The 14,969-nt window shown below is 58.8% G+C and carries 17 protein-coding genes; 5 read left to right on the top strand and 12 right to left on the bottom strand.

Features of this window, described 5'->3' with window-relative positions:
* Nucleotides 1-105 precede the first annotated feature (105 nt).
* A complete protein-coding gene (locus tag R6Y96_RS01520) occupies nt 106-300 on the top strand; it encodes a DUF1858 domain-containing protein (protein WP_318621732.1) in 195 nt (64 codons plus the stop codon).
* A gap of 2 nt (nt 301-302) precedes the next feature.
* Here the strand turns inward: R6Y96_RS01520 and R6Y96_RS01515 are convergent, their stop codons facing one another.
* The 6 genes from R6Y96_RS01515 to R6Y96_RS01490 all read right to left on the bottom strand — a co-directional run bounded on the left by R6Y96_RS01515 (nt 303) and on the right by R6Y96_RS01490 (nt 4,995).
* Nucleotides 303-1,187 carry an adenosylcobinamide amidohydrolase gene (locus R6Y96_RS01515; protein ID WP_318621731.1) on the bottom strand — a complete coding sequence of 295 codons (885 nt, stop codon included), beginning with the start codon at nt 1,185-1,187 and terminating at the stop codon, nt 303-305.
* Complete coding sequence (nrdD, locus tag R6Y96_RS01510) at nt 1,184-1,546, bottom strand: anaerobic ribonucleoside-triphosphate reductase (protein WP_318621730.1); 363 nt, start codon at nt 1,544-1,546, stop codon at nt 1,184-1,186. The genes R6Y96_RS01515 and nrdD overlap by 4 nt, the downstream gene beginning before the upstream one ends.
* A 115-nt stretch (nt 1,547-1,661) precedes the next feature.
* Nucleotides 1,662-2,297, bottom strand: a complete 636-nt coding sequence (gene pyrF / locus R6Y96_RS01505) for an orotidine-5'-phosphate decarboxylase (RefSeq protein ID WP_318621729.1) — start codon at nt 2,295-2,297, stop codon at nt 1,662-1,664.
* Nucleotides 2,294-3,229 (bottom strand): deoxyhypusine synthase, encoded by a 936-nt coding sequence (locus R6Y96_RS01500; protein ID WP_318621728.1) that lies wholly within the window; start codon nt 3,227-3,229, stop codon nt 2,294-2,296. Before R6Y96_RS01500 ends, pyrF begins: the two co-directional genes overlap by 4 nt.
* A 241-nt stretch (nt 3,230-3,470) precedes the next feature.
* Nucleotides 3,471-3,662: a hypothetical protein gene (locus tag R6Y96_RS01495; RefSeq protein WP_318621727.1), complete on the bottom strand. Its 192-nt coding sequence runs from the start codon at nt 3,660-3,662 to the stop codon at nt 3,471-3,473.
* Nucleotides 3,663-3,723: 61 nt separating this feature from the next.
* Nucleotides 3,724-4,995: a tRNA(Ile)(2)-agmatinylcytidine synthase gene (locus tag R6Y96_RS01490; protein ID WP_318621726.1), complete on the bottom strand. Its 1,272-nt coding sequence runs from the start codon at nt 4,993-4,995 to the stop codon at nt 3,724-3,726.
* Nucleotides 4,996-5,043: 48 nt separating this feature from the next.
* Here R6Y96_RS01490 and R6Y96_RS01485 point away from each other — a divergent pair, with 48 nt between their 5' ends.
* Nucleotides 5,044-5,958 (top strand): transcriptional regulator, encoded by a 915-nt coding sequence (locus R6Y96_RS01485; RefSeq protein WP_318621725.1) that lies wholly within the window; start codon nt 5,044-5,046, stop codon nt 5,956-5,958.
* A gap of 57 nt (nt 5,959-6,015) precedes the next feature.
* On the top strand, nt 6,016-7,662 hold the full coding sequence (thsA, locus tag R6Y96_RS01480) for a thermosome subunit alpha (protein WP_318621724.1): 1,647 nt from the start codon (nt 6,016-6,018) through the stop codon (nt 7,660-7,662).
* A gap of 230 nt (nt 7,663-7,892) precedes the next feature.
* Here the strand turns inward: thsA and R6Y96_RS01475 are convergent, their stop codons facing one another.
* The 5 genes from R6Y96_RS01475 to R6Y96_RS01455 all read right to left on the bottom strand — a co-directional run bounded on the left by R6Y96_RS01475 (nt 7,893) and on the right by R6Y96_RS01455 (nt 11,227).
* Nucleotides 7,893-8,087, bottom strand: coding sequence for a YwbE family protein (locus tag R6Y96_RS01475; protein ID WP_214022372.1), 195 nt, complete (start codon nt 8,085-8,087; stop codon nt 7,893-7,895).
* 22 nt (nt 8,088-8,109) lie between these two features.
* Complete coding sequence (gene lysS, locus R6Y96_RS01470) at nt 8,110-9,636, bottom strand: lysine--tRNA ligase (protein WP_318621723.1); 1,527 nt, start codon at nt 9,634-9,636, stop codon at nt 8,110-8,112.
* Nucleotides 9,637-10,141: 505 nt separating this feature from the next.
* The gene (locus tag R6Y96_RS01465) at nt 10,142-10,483 is read right to left on the bottom strand and encodes a hypothetical protein (protein ID WP_318621722.1); all 342 of its coding nucleotides are present in this window, start codon (nt 10,481-10,483) and stop codon (nt 10,142-10,144) included.
* A gap of 41 nt (nt 10,484-10,524) precedes the next feature.
* On the bottom strand, nt 10,525-10,890 hold the full coding sequence (locus tag R6Y96_RS01460) for a hypothetical protein (protein WP_318621721.1): 366 nt from the start codon (nt 10,888-10,890) through the stop codon (nt 10,525-10,527).
* 43 nt (nt 10,891-10,933) lie between these two features.
* Nucleotides 10,934-11,227 (bottom strand): hypothetical protein, encoded by a 294-nt coding sequence (locus R6Y96_RS01455; RefSeq protein ID WP_318621720.1) that lies wholly within the window; start codon nt 11,225-11,227, stop codon nt 10,934-10,936.
* A 458-nt stretch (nt 11,228-11,685) separates the two neighbouring features.
* Here R6Y96_RS01455 and udg point away from each other — a divergent pair, with 458 nt between their 5' ends.
* Nucleotides 11,686-12,303: a type-4 uracil-DNA glycosylase gene (gene udg / locus R6Y96_RS01450; protein WP_318621719.1), complete on the top strand. Its 618-nt coding sequence runs from the start codon at nt 11,686-11,688 to the stop codon at nt 12,301-12,303.
* A 6-nt stretch (nt 12,304-12,309) separates the two neighbouring features.
* The gene (locus R6Y96_RS01445) at nt 12,310-12,741 is read left to right on the top strand and encodes a bis(5'-nucleosyl)-tetraphosphatase (protein WP_318621718.1); all 432 of its coding nucleotides are present in this window, start codon (nt 12,310-12,312) and stop codon (nt 12,739-12,741) included.
* Between the two features lie 73 nt (nt 12,742-12,814).
* Here the strand turns inward: R6Y96_RS01445 and R6Y96_RS01440 are convergent, their stop codons facing one another.
* Nucleotides 12,815-14,872: an acetate--CoA ligase family protein gene (locus tag R6Y96_RS01440; protein WP_318621717.1), complete on the bottom strand. Its 2,058-nt coding sequence runs from the start codon at nt 14,870-14,872 to the stop codon at nt 12,815-12,817.
* Between the last annotated feature and the right edge of the window lie 97 nt (nt 14,873-14,969).

Below are 14,969 nucleotides of genomic sequence, written 5' to 3'. Positions count from 1 at the left end.
GTCTTCTCGACCGGGAGGTTTGGATTTCCGTATCTGCAGGTAATTTGCGTCAATCCTCTATCGCCGCGTCAAATGTATATAGAGGTAAGAACAAAACGGGGTTGTATGGTATTGACTGCTGACAGTACAATCGCGGAACTCCTCCGGGAGAAGCCCGAATCGGCACAGGTGCTCTTCCGGTTCGGCATGGGTTGCCTTGGCTGTGCAATCGCAAACAACGAGACGATCCGGGAGGCTGCCCAGGTGCACGGCGTCCCCGTCGAAGAGATGCTTGCTGCCCTCGGGATTGCCGAGGCGTAATATCATATTCGTTCCCGAAACCGCTTGAGTTCGGCGAGAGTGGCTTCGGGATTCCTTTTCATGTAATCCGCACCCTCCGGGGTATGGAGCAGCGTGCAGTCTGCACAACCCCAGACCCTGCCGCCGTTTGAACTCTCTACCCATTCGCCGAGGTCATCATCGCCACAGGGGTAGCAGGGGCAGTAACAGTAGTCGCACCGCTGCCCGGCGAAATGGCATGGGTAATAGGGGCAGTTCTCTTTCTGCCACTCGACCCAGTGGTCGCCGCCATAACGACTGTAGATGAAGAAGGATGGCCCTTCACGCTTTACTCTGCCCTGCTGCTTTGCGAGAGCCTCGGGCAGGCCGAACAGGACCGCCTCATGAACCCGTCTGCCGATCTCTGTCAGCGTCCCGGCGTAGGTGTGCATGGGTTCTGCGTCGCGTTCGCAGGCAGCGACCACAGCATCGGTTGTGGTCCCGGGGAAATCGTAGCCGAGCTGGTGCAGCGCCCAGGCCTTGGCGCCGGTTGCGGTGATGATCGTCTCCAGGAGCGCTGCATCGGCCATTCCCTCACGGCTGTAGGCGATGATGTTGATGGTGTGGGGGGTGCTTGGCGATGGTGTTGGATTGCTCACGCCGGCGGTGATAAAGACCGTGACAGAGTCATACTGGAGCACGCAGAGGTGATGCATATCAACGGCGGTCAGGAGGCCAAAATAGTCCCGGAATATCCCGTGCCTGGCGGTGATGAGTTCGAGACGGCGCACGGGATCTTCTTGGAAATCGTGCGGCACAGTGTGGTTGAGAACGGTTGTGACGTCGGCGATACCACCGCCGACCCCCGTGCTCGCCGCCCTGAACCGGCCACGAATAAAAAGAGTTCCGTCCCTGACAAAATATCTCATACAACGGAGTAGCGGACCCGGTCCTTCAGTTCCTGTTGTTTGCCCGCGTTCCAGCCCGCCACGTCCTGGAGGTAGCCGGTTACCCTGCTGATCTGCATGACATCGTGGCTCCCACACTCCGGGCAGACGGCATGACCGCAGAGTGGGCAGTACTCGATACTCTCGATGATGGAGTGGTGACAGTCGCAATGGTCGAGCGGACACATGATCTCAAGCGAAGTCTCGCCGCAGTTTGGGCAGGGGTTCTCGTCCACAACGAGGTGGCAGGTGTGACACTTGTACCGTCGCTCTTCAGGGGGGATTTCATCGAGGCTCTGGTAATTTTCCGCCAGTTCAAGTTGTTCAGGACTCCAGTTCATGCTAGCACTATCTGCGGGAGGACATATAATTCTTCAGATGCGGGACTACCCATATCCACCTCAGATCACTCATAGGGCTCGTCATCTCCTGGCGGGGATCAGATCGGAGAACTCATCATCGGCAGATGCGGGATAGGCGCTCGGCAGCGGCCGCAGGGTCGTCTGCCGCGTAGATACTTCGGCCCACGATGACCCCATCGACCAGCCTGGCTACCGCATCGAGGTCGCCGCCCTGCGCCCCGATGCCCGGTGAGTAGATCGCTTTGTCACCCACGATCTCCCTGAGCCTGGCAACTCTTTCTGGTCTCGTGGCGGGGGCGATAATGCCGTCTGCCCCACATCTGACTGCAAGCGCCGCTATGCGTTCGGCCACACCATCGTGGAAGAACTCGGTCGCCCCCGGATGACTCATCTCGGCGACGATGTATGCTTTCCCGCTGTGGCTGTGCGCCACCTCGATGCAGGCCCTCGCGGCATCGGCCCCCACGAAGCCGTGTGCGATCACGGCATCGAACCCGGCTGAGAAGACCACCTCGCATATGAGGCGGTTGGTGTTCGGGATATCCGCGACCTTGAAGTCGGCGATGAGGGGAAGGCCAGGGGAGGCGAGGTCTTCTGCGATCGAGAGACCGCTCGAGAGAACGAGAGGGTATCCGACCTTGATCGCGTCGATGAATGGCGCACAGGACTCAGCGATATTTAGCGCCTCTTTCCGGTCAGGAACGTCAAGAGCAAGTATGAGTTCGGTCATCTCTCCAGCCTCTCCAGGGTGGCGGCTACAAGCAGCGGCAGGGTGATGGTGGCGTCGCCGTAGACGGTCACGGCGGTGGCCTCGCAGGTGAGTTTGCCCCACGACCGTGCCTCTTCGAGCGTCGCCCCCGAGAGGCCGCCGAGGTCGGGGCGGTCGCCGGTGAGCTGCACCGCATAATCAAACCCGGTCTCGGTCATCAGTTTGCTCTGCAGGATGTAGTTCTTCGGCACACCGCCGCCAACAAGGATCGCCCCGGCCCGCTGTGCTTCAAAGCAGCGGTCAAGCATCCCCGACATATCGGCAAACGCGCTGACGGTGACGTTGTGCGTCTGTGAGAAGAGCCAGTACTGCAGCCCGATCATAGAGTCCTGGATGGCAGGGCAGTAGACGGGCACCCCAGCCTCTGCCGCTTCAGCCAGGATCCCGGTCTTTAACCTGCTCCCGATGAGGTTGAGGAGATCGGCGATCGAGATGGTCGCCCCCTCCGGGAGAGAGGAGTAAACGTCCTGCATGAACTCCTCAAACCGGATGAACGCCTCGTTCGGGAGGAAGATGTCGTAGATCCGATTGACCCCTTCCTCACAGAGGTCGGCATCGGATATATGTGCGCTCCCGTGATAATGGTGGCAGCCGATAGCCTCGATGACGTCGTGTGTCAGGTTTGCCCCTGTCGAGACAAGCAGATCGATGTGACGGCGCTTGATGAGGTCGGCAACGATTCCGCCCATCCCGCCGGGCACCATGGCGCCCGAGAGCCCAAAAAACTTCAACGCCTTATCGTCGCGGAGCATCTGCTCGTAGATGTTGACAGCCTGCCAGAGCGACCCACCGTTGTAGGCCCCGGCTTTCCCGAGTTCGTCGACGAGTTCGCTGACCGTCATCCCGGGGCGCACCTTTGCTTGCTCTACAGCACTCCCATACCTTGAGGTCATGTTCGTGTTACACCAGTTCCTGTAGTGGTTGAGGTATGTTGGTGCTCATGCACAAATAATGGATCGCCATTTCGCGTGGAAGAGCGGCTGCTGCGTGAATGTGTGTCCTGCAAAAACGATTGTTAGGGGTTACCCGGAGTTGGGCCCCTACTGCCAGACAGGGGATGACTGGTTATATTCGACACGGGATGATCCCACTCGTCCCACCGTGTCGGATGCCCGGGATAACCGGACAATCTCGTTAGAGAGCGGACTTTCGGGCCGGAAACGGAAAAGCCCCCCGCAGAGTTGCCATCCGTCTTCGTTCCGTGCATATGCGGCCGCGAACCTGCACCGCCTGCTTCTGAAACCCGTTTGCCAGGGCGGCAGCCTTTGTGGGCGGACAGGTCAGGGCATGCATCATCTTTGCCGCAGACGGTCGGCACGGGATCACCGAGAGATAGGTTAACCCACAAACATTATAAATCTTTTTTTGTAAAGTCCATATGCTTTACCTACAATGGTGGGGTGCCGCATTCACGAATGGATTGAAACAGGCTCTCTTCCCAGAGGGGGACACCGCGCGCCAGAGGGCGTGCCAGGTGCCTGCGGGCGGATGGAGGAACTTCATACCAGCCGGGTCTGATATGCCGCTCGATCTGCTCTACCTCGGGGTTGTGGCTACGCTCCACGCAGGTCCTGCACTTGTAACCCTTCCCTCTCCCTGCAGAAGTCATCCTTTTCCCGCATACCCGGCAGCGGGGGGGGCGAACCCGGGCGGCGTTGGCAGGGCGTACGACTCCGATCTTTTCAAGGTTCAGGCTCCCGCCCTTGTAACTCCCGGCCGCCATCACGATGTCGCCCGGGAGGAGCGCCCTTACAACTTCGCGAAACCCCTTCGTCGGTTCGTAGGCCATACAGCGGACCTCAGCACCGTCGTCCTCAAGGATGATCGAGACATGGCCACCCAGTCCGGTTTTAGGGCTCCCGGTAACCCGCCCGCCTACCAGGTATGACCGCCCCTCGCGCAGGGTTCCGATCGATCCGGCGATCAGGTGAGCATCCGTTCCCTGGTTGGTGACGTAAATCTGTTCACATGCAGTTTCCTCGGATCGGACGAACGAACGTGCCATCCTGACCCAGGCAGGGCTCTCCCCCCGGATACCGAAGAGAACCGGGTCGGGAGTGTGGGGCACGCAGACCACCACACCGTTCTCCCGGTCAACCGTGTCCCAGGTGTGGGGGTATGTCTCCTCATCGGCGCGAAAGAGACTTCCCGCATCCACACGCCGTGGAGTGCCGCAGACCTCCCGCTTCCGGTATGCGAGCAGTTCATAAGTTTTATCGGGAAACTCGCTTGCAATAGCCGCTGTCGCACCTATAAGTCCGCGACGGTTCTTGTAGCCTTTATAGAGCGCCCCTGCTGATTCCAGAACACGAACAGCCCCATCCACCGTGCAGAAGTCCCTGAGCGCCGTGTAGTAAAAATCAGGTGGTGGTCGGGTGGGGGAGACCGCCACACCGGGATTGGTCTGGGGGTCATCGAACTCTGCGAATTCTTCTACACATGCGGCGACGAGTTCGAATGCCGCCTCGAGATCGCCCACGGCCTCGATACATACCGCAGCATTACCCCGTGTCTTGTGGATGACGTTTGGGTTCAGCCGGACCAGCCTTGTATCGACGACACGGATACCGGCGTGCTCCAGTTGCTGCACCAGCACCGCTCCGATGTATGTGGTGCACATCCCTGCAGGAGAATCCGTGTCGTCGATCCCGATCCACATAACCCTATAGTTTATATTATTCTTCGACTATATCGATTCTTACCGGCTATGTCACAGGATCGCCTTTCTCAGATGGTCATCAGCATCATGCTCCTTGCTGGCTTCGACGTCTCGGAGCGGTGCAACATCCGCCCGCGGAGTTTTGACCTTATCGCGAAAAAAGGCGACCCCCTCGTCACAATCAAGGTGGTCTCCCACATCGATAGCATAACCGCCGATATAGCCTGGGATCTCAACCTGATCGCCAGGCACCTGGAGGCCACCCCCCTTATTATCGGGGAGCGGGCGCGTGACACCGAACTGGAGCGCGGCGTTGTCTACATCCGTTATGGACTCTTTGCCATCACCCCAGAGACCCTGTATGATTACTTCGTGGAAGGAAACTCGCCGATGGTCTACGCCTCTCCCGGCGGTCTCTACGTGAAGATCAAGGGTGATCTGCTCCGGGAGATGCGGGAGCGTTCCGGGATGTCGCTTGGCGACCTTGCATCGCACCTCGGTGTATCCCGCAGGACGATAAGCAAGTACGAGAGCGGGATGGGCACCACCCTTGAGATCGCTATCAGGCTCGAAGAGGTCTTCAATGCCCCGCTCGTGGAGACGATCGATCTCATTGGCCACCCCTCGCCAGAGCCCGTGAAACCTCCAGAACCTGTCTCAGGGGATATACTCTCCGATCTCGAGCGTATCGGGATGGAGATTTACGCGATGCGGCAGGCACCGTTTCAGGCGCTGGCGCTCTTTAACAGGCATACTATCCTGACGGCATACGGCACGTCCCAGAAGGTCATGAAGCGCGCTCCCTTCATCGGCAACATCTCCCAACTCACAGAGACGTTTGCTGTTTGTATCGCGACGGATTACAAAAAGCAGAAAAAAATCGGTAGAATGCTTCTTATCGGAGAGGATCACCTCCACTCACTCGAAGACGGTTCGGAACTCATAGACATGATAAATAAGTGAATAGGTTTATATAGAACTACAAACCTACCTTTGTATCGCTTAACAACGGTGATACCCATGTCAAGTCTTGGAGGACAACCAATCCTGATTCTGAAAGAAGGCAGCCAGCGTACCCGTGGTCGTGACGCACAGGCAGCCAACATTGCAGCCGCAAAGGCTGTGGCAAACGCTGTAAGGACGACACTCGGGCCGAAGGGCATGGACAAGATGCTTGTTGACACCATCGGCGACGTCGTCATTACAAACGACGGTGTGACCATCCTGAAAGAGATGGATATCGAGCACCCCGCCGCGAAGATGATGGTCGAGATCGCCAAGACCCAGGACGACGAGGTCGGCGATGGTACCACGACGGCGGTGGTGATTGCGGGCGACCTCCTGAAGTATGCCGAGGGTCTCCTGGAGCAGGACGTGCACCCCACGGTCATTGCACATGGCTATCGCATGGCCGCTGACAAGGCAGATGAGATCCTGCAGGGGATCGCCGTCGACGTCAAGCCCGACGACCTAGAGATGCTCCGAAAGATTGCCGATACCGCCATGACCGGCAAGGGCGCTGAGGCCGCGAAAGGGAAGCTGACCGAGCTCGTTGTCAAAGCGATCACGATGGTCGCTGATGCTGACGGCAGCGTCGACACCGATTTTGTGAAGGTGGAGAAGAGAGTCGGCGGCTCCATCGAGGACTCCGAGATAGTCGAGGGCATGATCATCGACAAGGAGCGTGTGCACCCCGCCATGCCTCGTGTCGTAAAGGATGCGAAGATCCTGCTCCTGAACGCCCCTGTCGAGTTCAAGAAGACCGAGGTTGACGCTGAGATCAGCATCACGAGCCCCGACCAGCTCCAGATGTTCCTCGATGAGGAGGAGCGGATGATCAAGGGCATCGTAGACAAGATCGTCGCAAGCGGTGCAAACGTCCTCTTCTGCCAGAAGGGCATCGACGATATCGCCCAGCACTATCTGGCAAAGGCTGGTGTCCTCGCGGTGCGCCGCGTCAAGAAGAGCGACATGGAGAAACTCGCACGCGCCACCGGTGCGTCGATCGTCAGCTCCATCGATGCCATAGCCCCCGGGGAACTCGGCAAGGCCGGCACCGTTGAGGAGAAGAAGGTCTCCGGGGAGGAGATGATCTTTGTCACTGAGTGTGATAACCCGAAGGCCGTCTCGATCATCATCCGTGGCGGCACCGAGCACGTCGTCGATGAGCTCGACCGCGCCATCGAGGATGCGCTCAGGGTTGTAAGCGTTGCTATCGAGGACAAGAAATTTGTTGCCGGTGGCGGTGCACCCGAGATCGAGCTCTCGCTCAGGCTCCGCGACTACGCCGCCAGCGTTGGTGGACGTGCTCAGCTCGCCATCGAGGCGTTTGCAAGCGCGCTCGAGATCATCCCGAGAACCCTTGCCGAGAATGCGGGTCTCGATCCGATCGATATGCTCGTCTCTCTCCGTGCTTCCCATGAGCAGGGTGGCGCGACTGGAAAATACATGGGTCTTGACGTCTACAATGCTGTTGCAGGGAACATGCTCGAGGCCGGGGTCATCGAGCCTCTCCGGGTAAAGACCCAGGCCGTCGCGAGCGCCGCCGAGGCTGCTATCATGATCCTCCGGATCGATGATGTCATCGCTGCAGCCAGGTCCGCCGCACCCCAGGGCGGCCCGGGCATGGAAGAGATGGGCGGCATGGGCGGCATGCCACCGATGTAAAGTTACCTGTCGTCAGAGAATAATACCACAAACTGCGGGGGTTTCCAATCAGCGGTCCCCGTAAAAAAACTTTTTTGTTCTCACACCCGCTCCGGAGCGTGGTCGTCGGCCGTTTGGGGTGCCGGGAGCTCTCTTTGGTCATAGCAGTGAAGAGTTCCTGCCCGGGGTGGTATGGTGAAGGTAGAGTTGAAGAGAATGAGCCCGGCGGCCCTGTGCCACGGCAGTCTGTTTCAGCCAACGATCTCCTGAACCCGGCCAACCTGCCCGTCCCGGAGCCGGACCTTGATCCCGTGGGGGTGGAAAGAAGAGTTTGTCAGGATCTCGGCGACAACGCCCCGGGTGCGCCTCCCGGAGCGCTGGTCGCGTTTTAACACGATCTCCACCGTCATCCCTGGGCGGACGGCAGCGCGATTCTGTCCGTTCATGACCGAAAACGTGCGGGAGAGGTCACTCCTCTCCGCCGTCCTCCTGTGGTTCCGGACCGTTCTGCCCCGGTGCCGTGGTCTTCATCTGCGGGAAGAGGAGCACCTCCTTGATCGAGTCCTTGCCGGTGAGGAGCATCACCAGGCGGTCGATCCCGATGCCCACGCCTCCTGTCGGGGGCATCCCGTAACCCAGGGCATTGATAAAGTCGTAATCGATCATCTGCGCCTCAAGGTCGCCCTTCCGGCGCTTCGCATCCTGCTGTTCGAGCCTTGCTTTCTGGTCGATGGGGTCGTTCAACTCCGAGAAGCCGTTTGCCATCTCCATTCCGGCGATGAAGAGTTCAAACCTTTCCGTCAGCCCCTCCTTCTCCCTGTGTTTCTTTGCAAGCGGGGAGTTCTCGACGGGGAAGTCGTGGACAAAAGTCGGCTGGACGAGTCTTTCCTCGGCGAAATGCTCAAAGAGGAGTGCAAGGAACTCGCCACGGGTTGCGGCCGCCTCGTAGCCTTCGACTCCGTGATCCCGGGCGAAACTGCGGAGTTCGTCGACGCTGTGGGCGTAAACGTCGACCCCAGCGTATTCGCGGACGGCCTCTTCCATCGAGATGCGGCGCCATGGCCTGGAGAAGTCCAGGTCGCGCCCTGCAAGGGTGCATGCAGGTCTGCCATGCAACTGCTCAACGAGGCAGGTGATGATCTCCTCCGTGAGGTTCATCATATCGTTGTAATCACGGTAAGCCTCGTAGATCTCCACCATCGTGAACTCCGGGTTGTGGTTGGTGTCGATATCCTCGTTCCTGAAGTTCTTGGCGATCTCAAAAACCTTATCAAACCCGCCGATGACCAGGCGCTTGAGGTAGAGTTCCGGTGCGATACGGAGGTAGAACTTCTGCTCGAGGTAGTTGTGGTAGGTGGTGAACGGTCGGGCGTTGGCGCCGCCGTAGATCGGCTGCAGGGTGGGGGTCTCAAACTCCAGGTAATCGCGCTCGAAGAGGTACTGGCGCAGGAGTGATATGATCCTGCTGCGTGTCCGGAATACCCTGCAGGTCTCCTCGTTCATGATCAGGTCGAGGTACCGCTGCCGGTAACGGGCCTCGACGTTCTTGAGCCCGTGGAACTTCTCCGGCAGAGGGCAGAGTGATTTGGCGAGGAGTTCGAAACGGTCCACCCAGATCGTAAGTTCGCCCATCTTCGTCCGGAAGGGATGGCCGACGACGCCTATGATATCCCCTGTATCGATATACTGGCGGAAGAGGTCGAACTCTTCTTCCTCAAGGTCGTTCTTCCGGATGTAGATCTGTATCCTGCCGCCAGCGTCTCCTATATCTGCAAAAATCGTCTTTCCATGCTGGCGTATGACGTAGACGCGACCGGCGGTTCTGACCTCTTCTTCGCTTTTTTCGTGTCCGACTTCGCTGAATCGCTCCCTGATTCCCGCGATGCTGTCTCTGCGGTCGAAGGTGTAGGGGTAGATCGTTACCCCGCGTTCGCGCAGGCGCTGTATCTTCTCGATCTTTGTCTCCTCAAAGCAGAGGTGTTCTCTATCGCTCATAATGTAATTCGCTCCATTCGTCCCGCAGCCCTGAACCTGGCTGGAAATCCTGGTTGGACGCCGTTTCGGCGAGACCGGGCCGCACGTTTGCCGGGAAATTCTATATACTGTTCACCCGCCGGGTATTAATTTTGAACGGCGGGCCGTAGGCCCAGGCCGGGGCAGGAGAGACCGCGCGCCCTGGAGCAGCAGGGGCTCAGGTCCACCAGACCCTCCGCGACTTCGAGCCATTCCCGTCCGGATCGAAATGTTCTGCCAGCCGCCCTCAAGCAGGATCCCGGCGCGGGTTGGTGAGGAGGATCTCGATCACTTCTGTTGCGTTGACATCAAACCTTTTCACCGGAATCCCGGAGACGTTGACGGGGATCGAGACGTTTCCCCGCTCTTAGTGGATGACCGGCCGGGGGTGACGTTTTCCGGTGTCGGTGTCCCAGAAATCGATGCACCCGGCCCCGAGCGCCAGGAGGGGCAGTGCAAAAAGGAGAAAGGGAATTTGTTTCATAGTTCATCTGTTGTAGGTATGGAGCCGCACCCGCGAAGGATCCTGAATGATCTGCACCCAGCAGTATTGCATGATCTCGTAGGGAACCTCGGTCGAATACCATGGCTCCAGGTCGATGCTCATGGGCGCCCCATAACTCTTATATCCCGTGTCGTAGAAGAGCGTATCGCCCGGCACATCGGTGTTGTCGTCAATATTCCAGCCTTCAAGGACACAGCCGACACGGTACCCGATCAGGGGCTGCATGCATTGCGTCGACAGCGAACTGTACTGGCCCGTTGTATGGTCGTAGATGGTGATAGACCAGAGATTGAGACTGCTGCTCCAGTAGATACGTCCTCTCATATTATGCCCCGGTGGCGGTGCCAAACAGGGGGCCATAATAGCTATCCCGGTGGTTGGGACTGTATGCCGCCCAGGCCCGCCCTTTCCATTGATGGGGATCCGTTGTAGGCCAGCACCGGCTGCAGCAGATACGTCGTTGACCCGACAGTCCCCTCTATGCCGTTGAAGAGATAGATCCTCTCATTGATTTCAAGACCTGAAGGCGGGCTGGATGGGGCCGTCCAGTATGCCGTATACCCGGTGATTTCGGAGTTCGGTTCATCCTCCGCCGATTCTACCCAACTATTGCCGGTCCGCATCTCTGGCCCCGCTGCATTCCGGCCGGAGGACAGGGTTTCGTCGATGACGGTCAGGATCAGTTCACCGGCAGCATCAAGGATGAAGGCCTGATCTCCACGGTGGTACACCCATGAGTCGTTCGGGAGTTGATGCAGTCGGGTACAGGATTTTTCAACACCGGCAGGTGTGGGTAGTTTTCCGGATTTTTTCGTCACTGATCGAGAGCAACTGGTTCCCGTTTTTGTCGAACACCCGGGTGATCCCGTCGGCTGCGTGGACGACGATCGAACCGAACGGGATCCCCCCTTCCGTCCTGCCGTCCGTGATTCGCTGTTCCGACCGGGGGCTTAATGTCTCGAAGATGGCTATCGTCTCAATCGACGGATCGACGTTCACTAGAGGAGGCGAGTAACGATCGAGATCGCTTCTGGCGCCTTCGTTCTCGGTTGCGCTTGCGAGAGGCATAATGCCCGCGCTCACCAGCGTTAACGCCGGGAGCAGGGGAATGCCTGCCTTCCGATTTTTTTGTGTTCATCACGCTCTCTCCGTTTTTTTACCCGGAGGCGGGTAGAGCATACCTTCAAATACGCGGAGCGCGTAGATCCTGTTGCCTCCGGGCATGCGGGGCTCTATCATCCGGGGCGTCAACCGTGGATGGGGGGACCCCGCGCATCTCGGGATACTAATTCCGGCATCCACGCTGGATACATCAACGTTCCTCGATATACCTTTTCTGTGACAATCATCTACACGTCTGGTCTGCCTGAGTGGTTTCTCGCGTAAAATCAGGGTTTTTCAGATCATCCTCGCCGCTCACGTACAGGACGCGAGCGATCTTGCGCCCCGTCGCGGGCAAGAAAAAAATCCGGCGCCAAAACGCAATCCATAAGAAAGTTATACGAGTTATTCTCAATAGTGTGGGCATGGTAGATGATGCTGGGGGGACGGCAGCGATAGAGAGGCTTGCCGCCGCAATCGCCGAATGCCGGCGATGCTCCCTCTGGAAGGATACTCATCATGCGGTTCCGGGAGAAGGGAATCCCCGGGCTGATCTCATGTTCATCGGCGAAGCCCCGGGAAAACAGGAAGACCTTACCGGGAGGCCGTTCGTCGGCCGGGCGGGGAAACTCCTCGAAGGGCTTCTTTCGGGTATCGGCCTCTCGCGTGACGACGTCTTCATCGCAAACATCGTCAAGCACCGGCCGCCGGGGAACCGTGACCCCCGACCAGAGGAGATCCGCGCATGCAGCCCATATCTCGAGGAACAGATCCGAACCGTAGGGCCGAAGGTGATCGTGACTCTTGGCCGGCACTCGAGCAGGTACATCCTCTCCTTTCTGCCGGTCGAGTTCGACCGGATCACAGAGATCCGGGGAAGGGTATACCGTGGCGTTCTCTTCGGCCGCCCGGTCTCCCTCATCCCCACCCTCCACCCCGCCGCCGCGCTATACAACCCAGGTTACCGGGAGGCGCTGGAAGAGGATTTCAGGGTCATCGAACGCGAACTTGCAGCGGCAGATGTTTCCATGACGAAGGATTGAATAATAATGGTAAAAGAGCGCTCATGCGGTGCGGTCGTCGTCCGCCGGGATACAGAACCCCAGTATCTCATACTGCGCTACGGCGCGGGTCACTGGGACCTGGTGAAGGGTCACGGCATAGGCGGTGAGACCGAGGAGGAGACGGTGCTCCGCGAACTGGAGGAGGAGACCGGGATCACCCAGGCCAGGTTCATACCGGGGTTCCGCCAGGAGGTACACTACTTCTTCCAGCGCCGTGGGCGGACGGTCTACAAGGAGGTCGTCTACTACCTTATCGAGACACCGGAGAAGGAGGTGAGGCTCTCGGACGAGCATATCGACTATTTGTGGCTCCCGTATGACCGGGTTATGCGGATGGTCACGTTTGCAAACTCAAGGGGTGTTGTGGAGGCCGCACACGATCACCTGACCAGGCTCTGGAATCTAAACGACGGTTGACCCTTGCCTGCAGATCCAAAAACCCCGGTCTAAAAAAAAAAGCGGAACCGGGATGATGGTGGGCAGCAGCCCATCACCTCTCTCTGACCATCCTGCCATCGAGTATGTTCCCGACCGCCTTGAACGCGTCCTCAAGTTCTTCGAAGTTCGGAATGCGGGCACCCCTGAGGATGCGCAGTCCGCTCTTGATGCTGTCGCCGCCGAGCATGCAGCCAACCACCATCTTGCTGGTGTTTCGGGAAAACCTGACGATCTCGTTTGCGACATGTGTCGGATCGACAGTCGTGGTCGGGACGGCGATCACGAACGCTATGTCCCAGAACTCCTGATGACGTATCAGCACATCGAAGAGAGCGGCAAACCGTGTGGCGTCGGCGTCTCCAAGGATATCCATGGGGTTTGTGTGGTTCCAGTACGGCGGCAGGAAGGCGTTCAGTTCCTGGAGCACTTCCTCCGGGATCTCGACCATATCCACCCCGTAGGCCTCCGCGTAATCGGAGGCGAGAACGGCGAACCCCCCGGCACTGGTGACAGCGATGGCACGGTTCCCCCGCGGGTAGCCCTCGGATGCCAGTAGTTCGGCCAGGTTGAAGGCTTCCCGCAGGCTTCTGGCGGGGATCACGCCCGCCTGGCGAAACGCCGCGATGTAGACCTCATAACTCCCTGCAAGCGACCCCGTGTGGGACGACGCAGTGGCCTGCCCCTTTCTGGATGACCCGGACTTCACCGCCACCACCGGTTTTCTCGGGGTGATCTCGCGAACGATCTCCATGAATCCTGGTCCATCCAGGATCTCCTCAATGTAGAGGGTGATTGAGCGTGTCATCCTATCCTGCTCGGCAAACCGGAGGTAGTGTTCGAACCCAAGATCCGCCTGGTTACCGACGCTGATGACGGTCGAGAACCCGAAATCCGATGGCAGGCTCCAGTCGACGACGGTGGTGATGATCGCGCCGCTCTGGGAGATGAAGGCCACGTCTCCGGGTCGAGGCGAGACGGGGTCGAAAGTGGCGTTGATCCCCATGTGTGGCATCATGACACCGAGACAGTTCGGGCCGACGATCCTGATACCGTGCCTCCGTGCAATGGCTGTCACCCTCTCTTCGAGAGCGGCACCCTCATCACCGATCTCGCGAAACCCCGCGGCGACGATGATCGCGAGCCGGACGCCCTTCTCACCACATTCTTCCATAACCTCCGGGATGATGCGGGCGGGAACGGCGATGACCGCCCAGTCCACCGGCCCCGGGATCTCTTTCACGGAGGGGTAGGCCTTTCGCCCGAATATCTCTGTTCTGGATGGGTTTACGGGGTAGAGTTTCCCCGGAAACGAGAGCAGGTTTCGAAGGACGGAGTAGCCTACCTTGTTAGGGCTTGCGGAAGCCCCGATCACGGCTATGGAATCCGGGTAGAAGATATCTGATGGTGTCTCGAGAGCGGTGCCAGGGCGGCGGGGGGCTTCCTCTCCGGTCGCCTCCCCGACGATGATCCGCGCGTCCACAACGCTTGCTCCTCTCTCATAGAGTATGACGGGGTTGAGGTCAAACTCCCGGATCTCGGGTATCTCGACGAACTTCCGGGCCATTGCAGCGATGAGGTTGACAAGCGCGTCCTCGTCTTTTGGGGGTTCGCCGCGGTAACCGTGGATGAGGCTGTAGCCCCTGATCTCGCGGATCATGCTGCGGATCTCGTCTTCGCCGACAGGAAGCACCCGGATGGAGACATCTTTCAGCAGTTCCACCAGTTTCCCGCCGAGGCCAAACGTGATGACCTTCCCGAACGTCGGGTCAGTCTTCCCGCCGATCAGCACCTCCACCCCGCCTGGCATCTGTCTCTCCACAATGATGCCGGTGATCGTAGCCTCAGGAGCATTTGCGGCGCTGTTTCTCATGATCGTCCGGAACGCCTCTTCGGCAGCCCCAGGCGTCTCGATACCGGTGATAACTCCTCCTACATCGCTCTTATGGACGATCTGCGGGGATATGACCTTCATTACAACCGGGTAGCCTATCCGCCCAGCGGCTTCCCGTGCCTCCATGGCGCTGCTGACCAGGGTGTGGGGCGGCACGGGTACCCCCCATGATTCAAGCAACTGGTAACCCTCAAACTCGGTTAACATCCTCTCCGGCATCTGTATCCCTCAAAACACGCCGGTCGTGCCGGGGGCATGACCGGGTTCTACTGTTTGCAGGGGTTGGTTCGGTTACTCATAATAGTTACCCATCCCC

This window comes from Methanoculleus receptaculi, assembly GCF_033472595.1.
GTDB lineage: Archaea > Halobacteriota > Methanomicrobia > Methanomicrobiales > Methanoculleaceae > Methanoculleus > Methanoculleus receptaculi.
Note: the sequence above shows the minus strand (reverse complement) of the source record. Positions and strands in the feature narration are given on the sequence as shown.

What these genes read in the sequence shown, in the direction of transcription:
- R6Y96_RS01520 (WP_318621732.1), top strand. Translation starts at nt 106, where the DNA reads ATGGTATTGACTGCTGACAGTACAATCGCGGAACTCCTCCGGGAGAAG.
- R6Y96_RS01515 (WP_318621731.1), bottom strand. Translation starts at nt 1,187, where the DNA reads ATGAGATATTTTGTCAGGGACGGAACTCTTTTTATTCGTGGCCGGTTC.
- nrdD (WP_318621730.1), bottom strand. Translation starts at nt 1,546, where the DNA reads ATGAACTGGAGTCCTGAACAACTTGAACTGGCGGAAAATTACCAGAGC.
- pyrF (WP_318621729.1), bottom strand. Translation starts at nt 2,297, where the DNA reads ATGACCGAACTCATACTTGCTCTTGACGTTCCTGACCGGAAAGAGGCG.
- R6Y96_RS01500 (WP_318621728.1), bottom strand. Translation starts at nt 3,229, where the DNA reads ATGACCTCAAGGTATGGGAGTGCTGTAGAGCAAGCAAAGGTGCGCCCC.
- R6Y96_RS01490 (WP_318621726.1), bottom strand. Translation starts at nt 4,995, where the DNA reads ATGTGGATCGGGATCGACGACACGGATTCTCCTGCAGGGATGTGCACC.
- R6Y96_RS01485 (WP_318621725.1), top strand. Translation starts at nt 5,044, where the DNA reads ATGTCACAGGATCGCCTTTCTCAGATGGTCATCAGCATCATGCTCCTT.
- thsA (WP_318621724.1), top strand. Translation starts at nt 6,016, where the DNA reads ATGTCAAGTCTTGGAGGACAACCAATCCTGATTCTGAAAGAAGGCAGC.
- R6Y96_RS01475 (WP_214022372.1), bottom strand. Translation starts at nt 8,087, where the DNA reads ATGAACGGACAGAATCGCGCTGCCGTCCGCCCAGGGATGACGGTGGAG.
- lysS (WP_318621723.1), bottom strand. Translation starts at nt 9,636, where the DNA reads ATGAGCGATAGAGAACACCTCTGCTTTGAGGAGACAAAGATCGAGAAG.
- R6Y96_RS01465 (WP_318621722.1), bottom strand. Translation starts at nt 10,483, where the DNA reads ATGAGAGGACGTATCTACTGGAGCAGCAGTCTCAATCTCTGGTCTATC.
- R6Y96_RS01455 (WP_318621720.1), bottom strand. Translation starts at nt 11,227, where the DNA reads ATGCCTCTCGCAAGCGCAACCGAGAACGAAGGCGCCAGAAGCGATCTC.
- udg (WP_318621719.1), top strand. Translation starts at nt 11,686, where the DNA reads ATGGTAGATGATGCTGGGGGGACGGCAGCGATAGAGAGGCTTGCCGCC.
- R6Y96_RS01445 (WP_318621718.1), top strand. Translation starts at nt 12,310, where the DNA reads ATGGTAAAAGAGCGCTCATGCGGTGCGGTCGTCGTCCGCCGGGATACA.
- R6Y96_RS01440 (WP_318621717.1), bottom strand. Translation starts at nt 14,872, where the DNA reads ATGCCGGAGAGGATGTTAACCGAGTTTGAGGGTTACCAGTTGCTTGAA.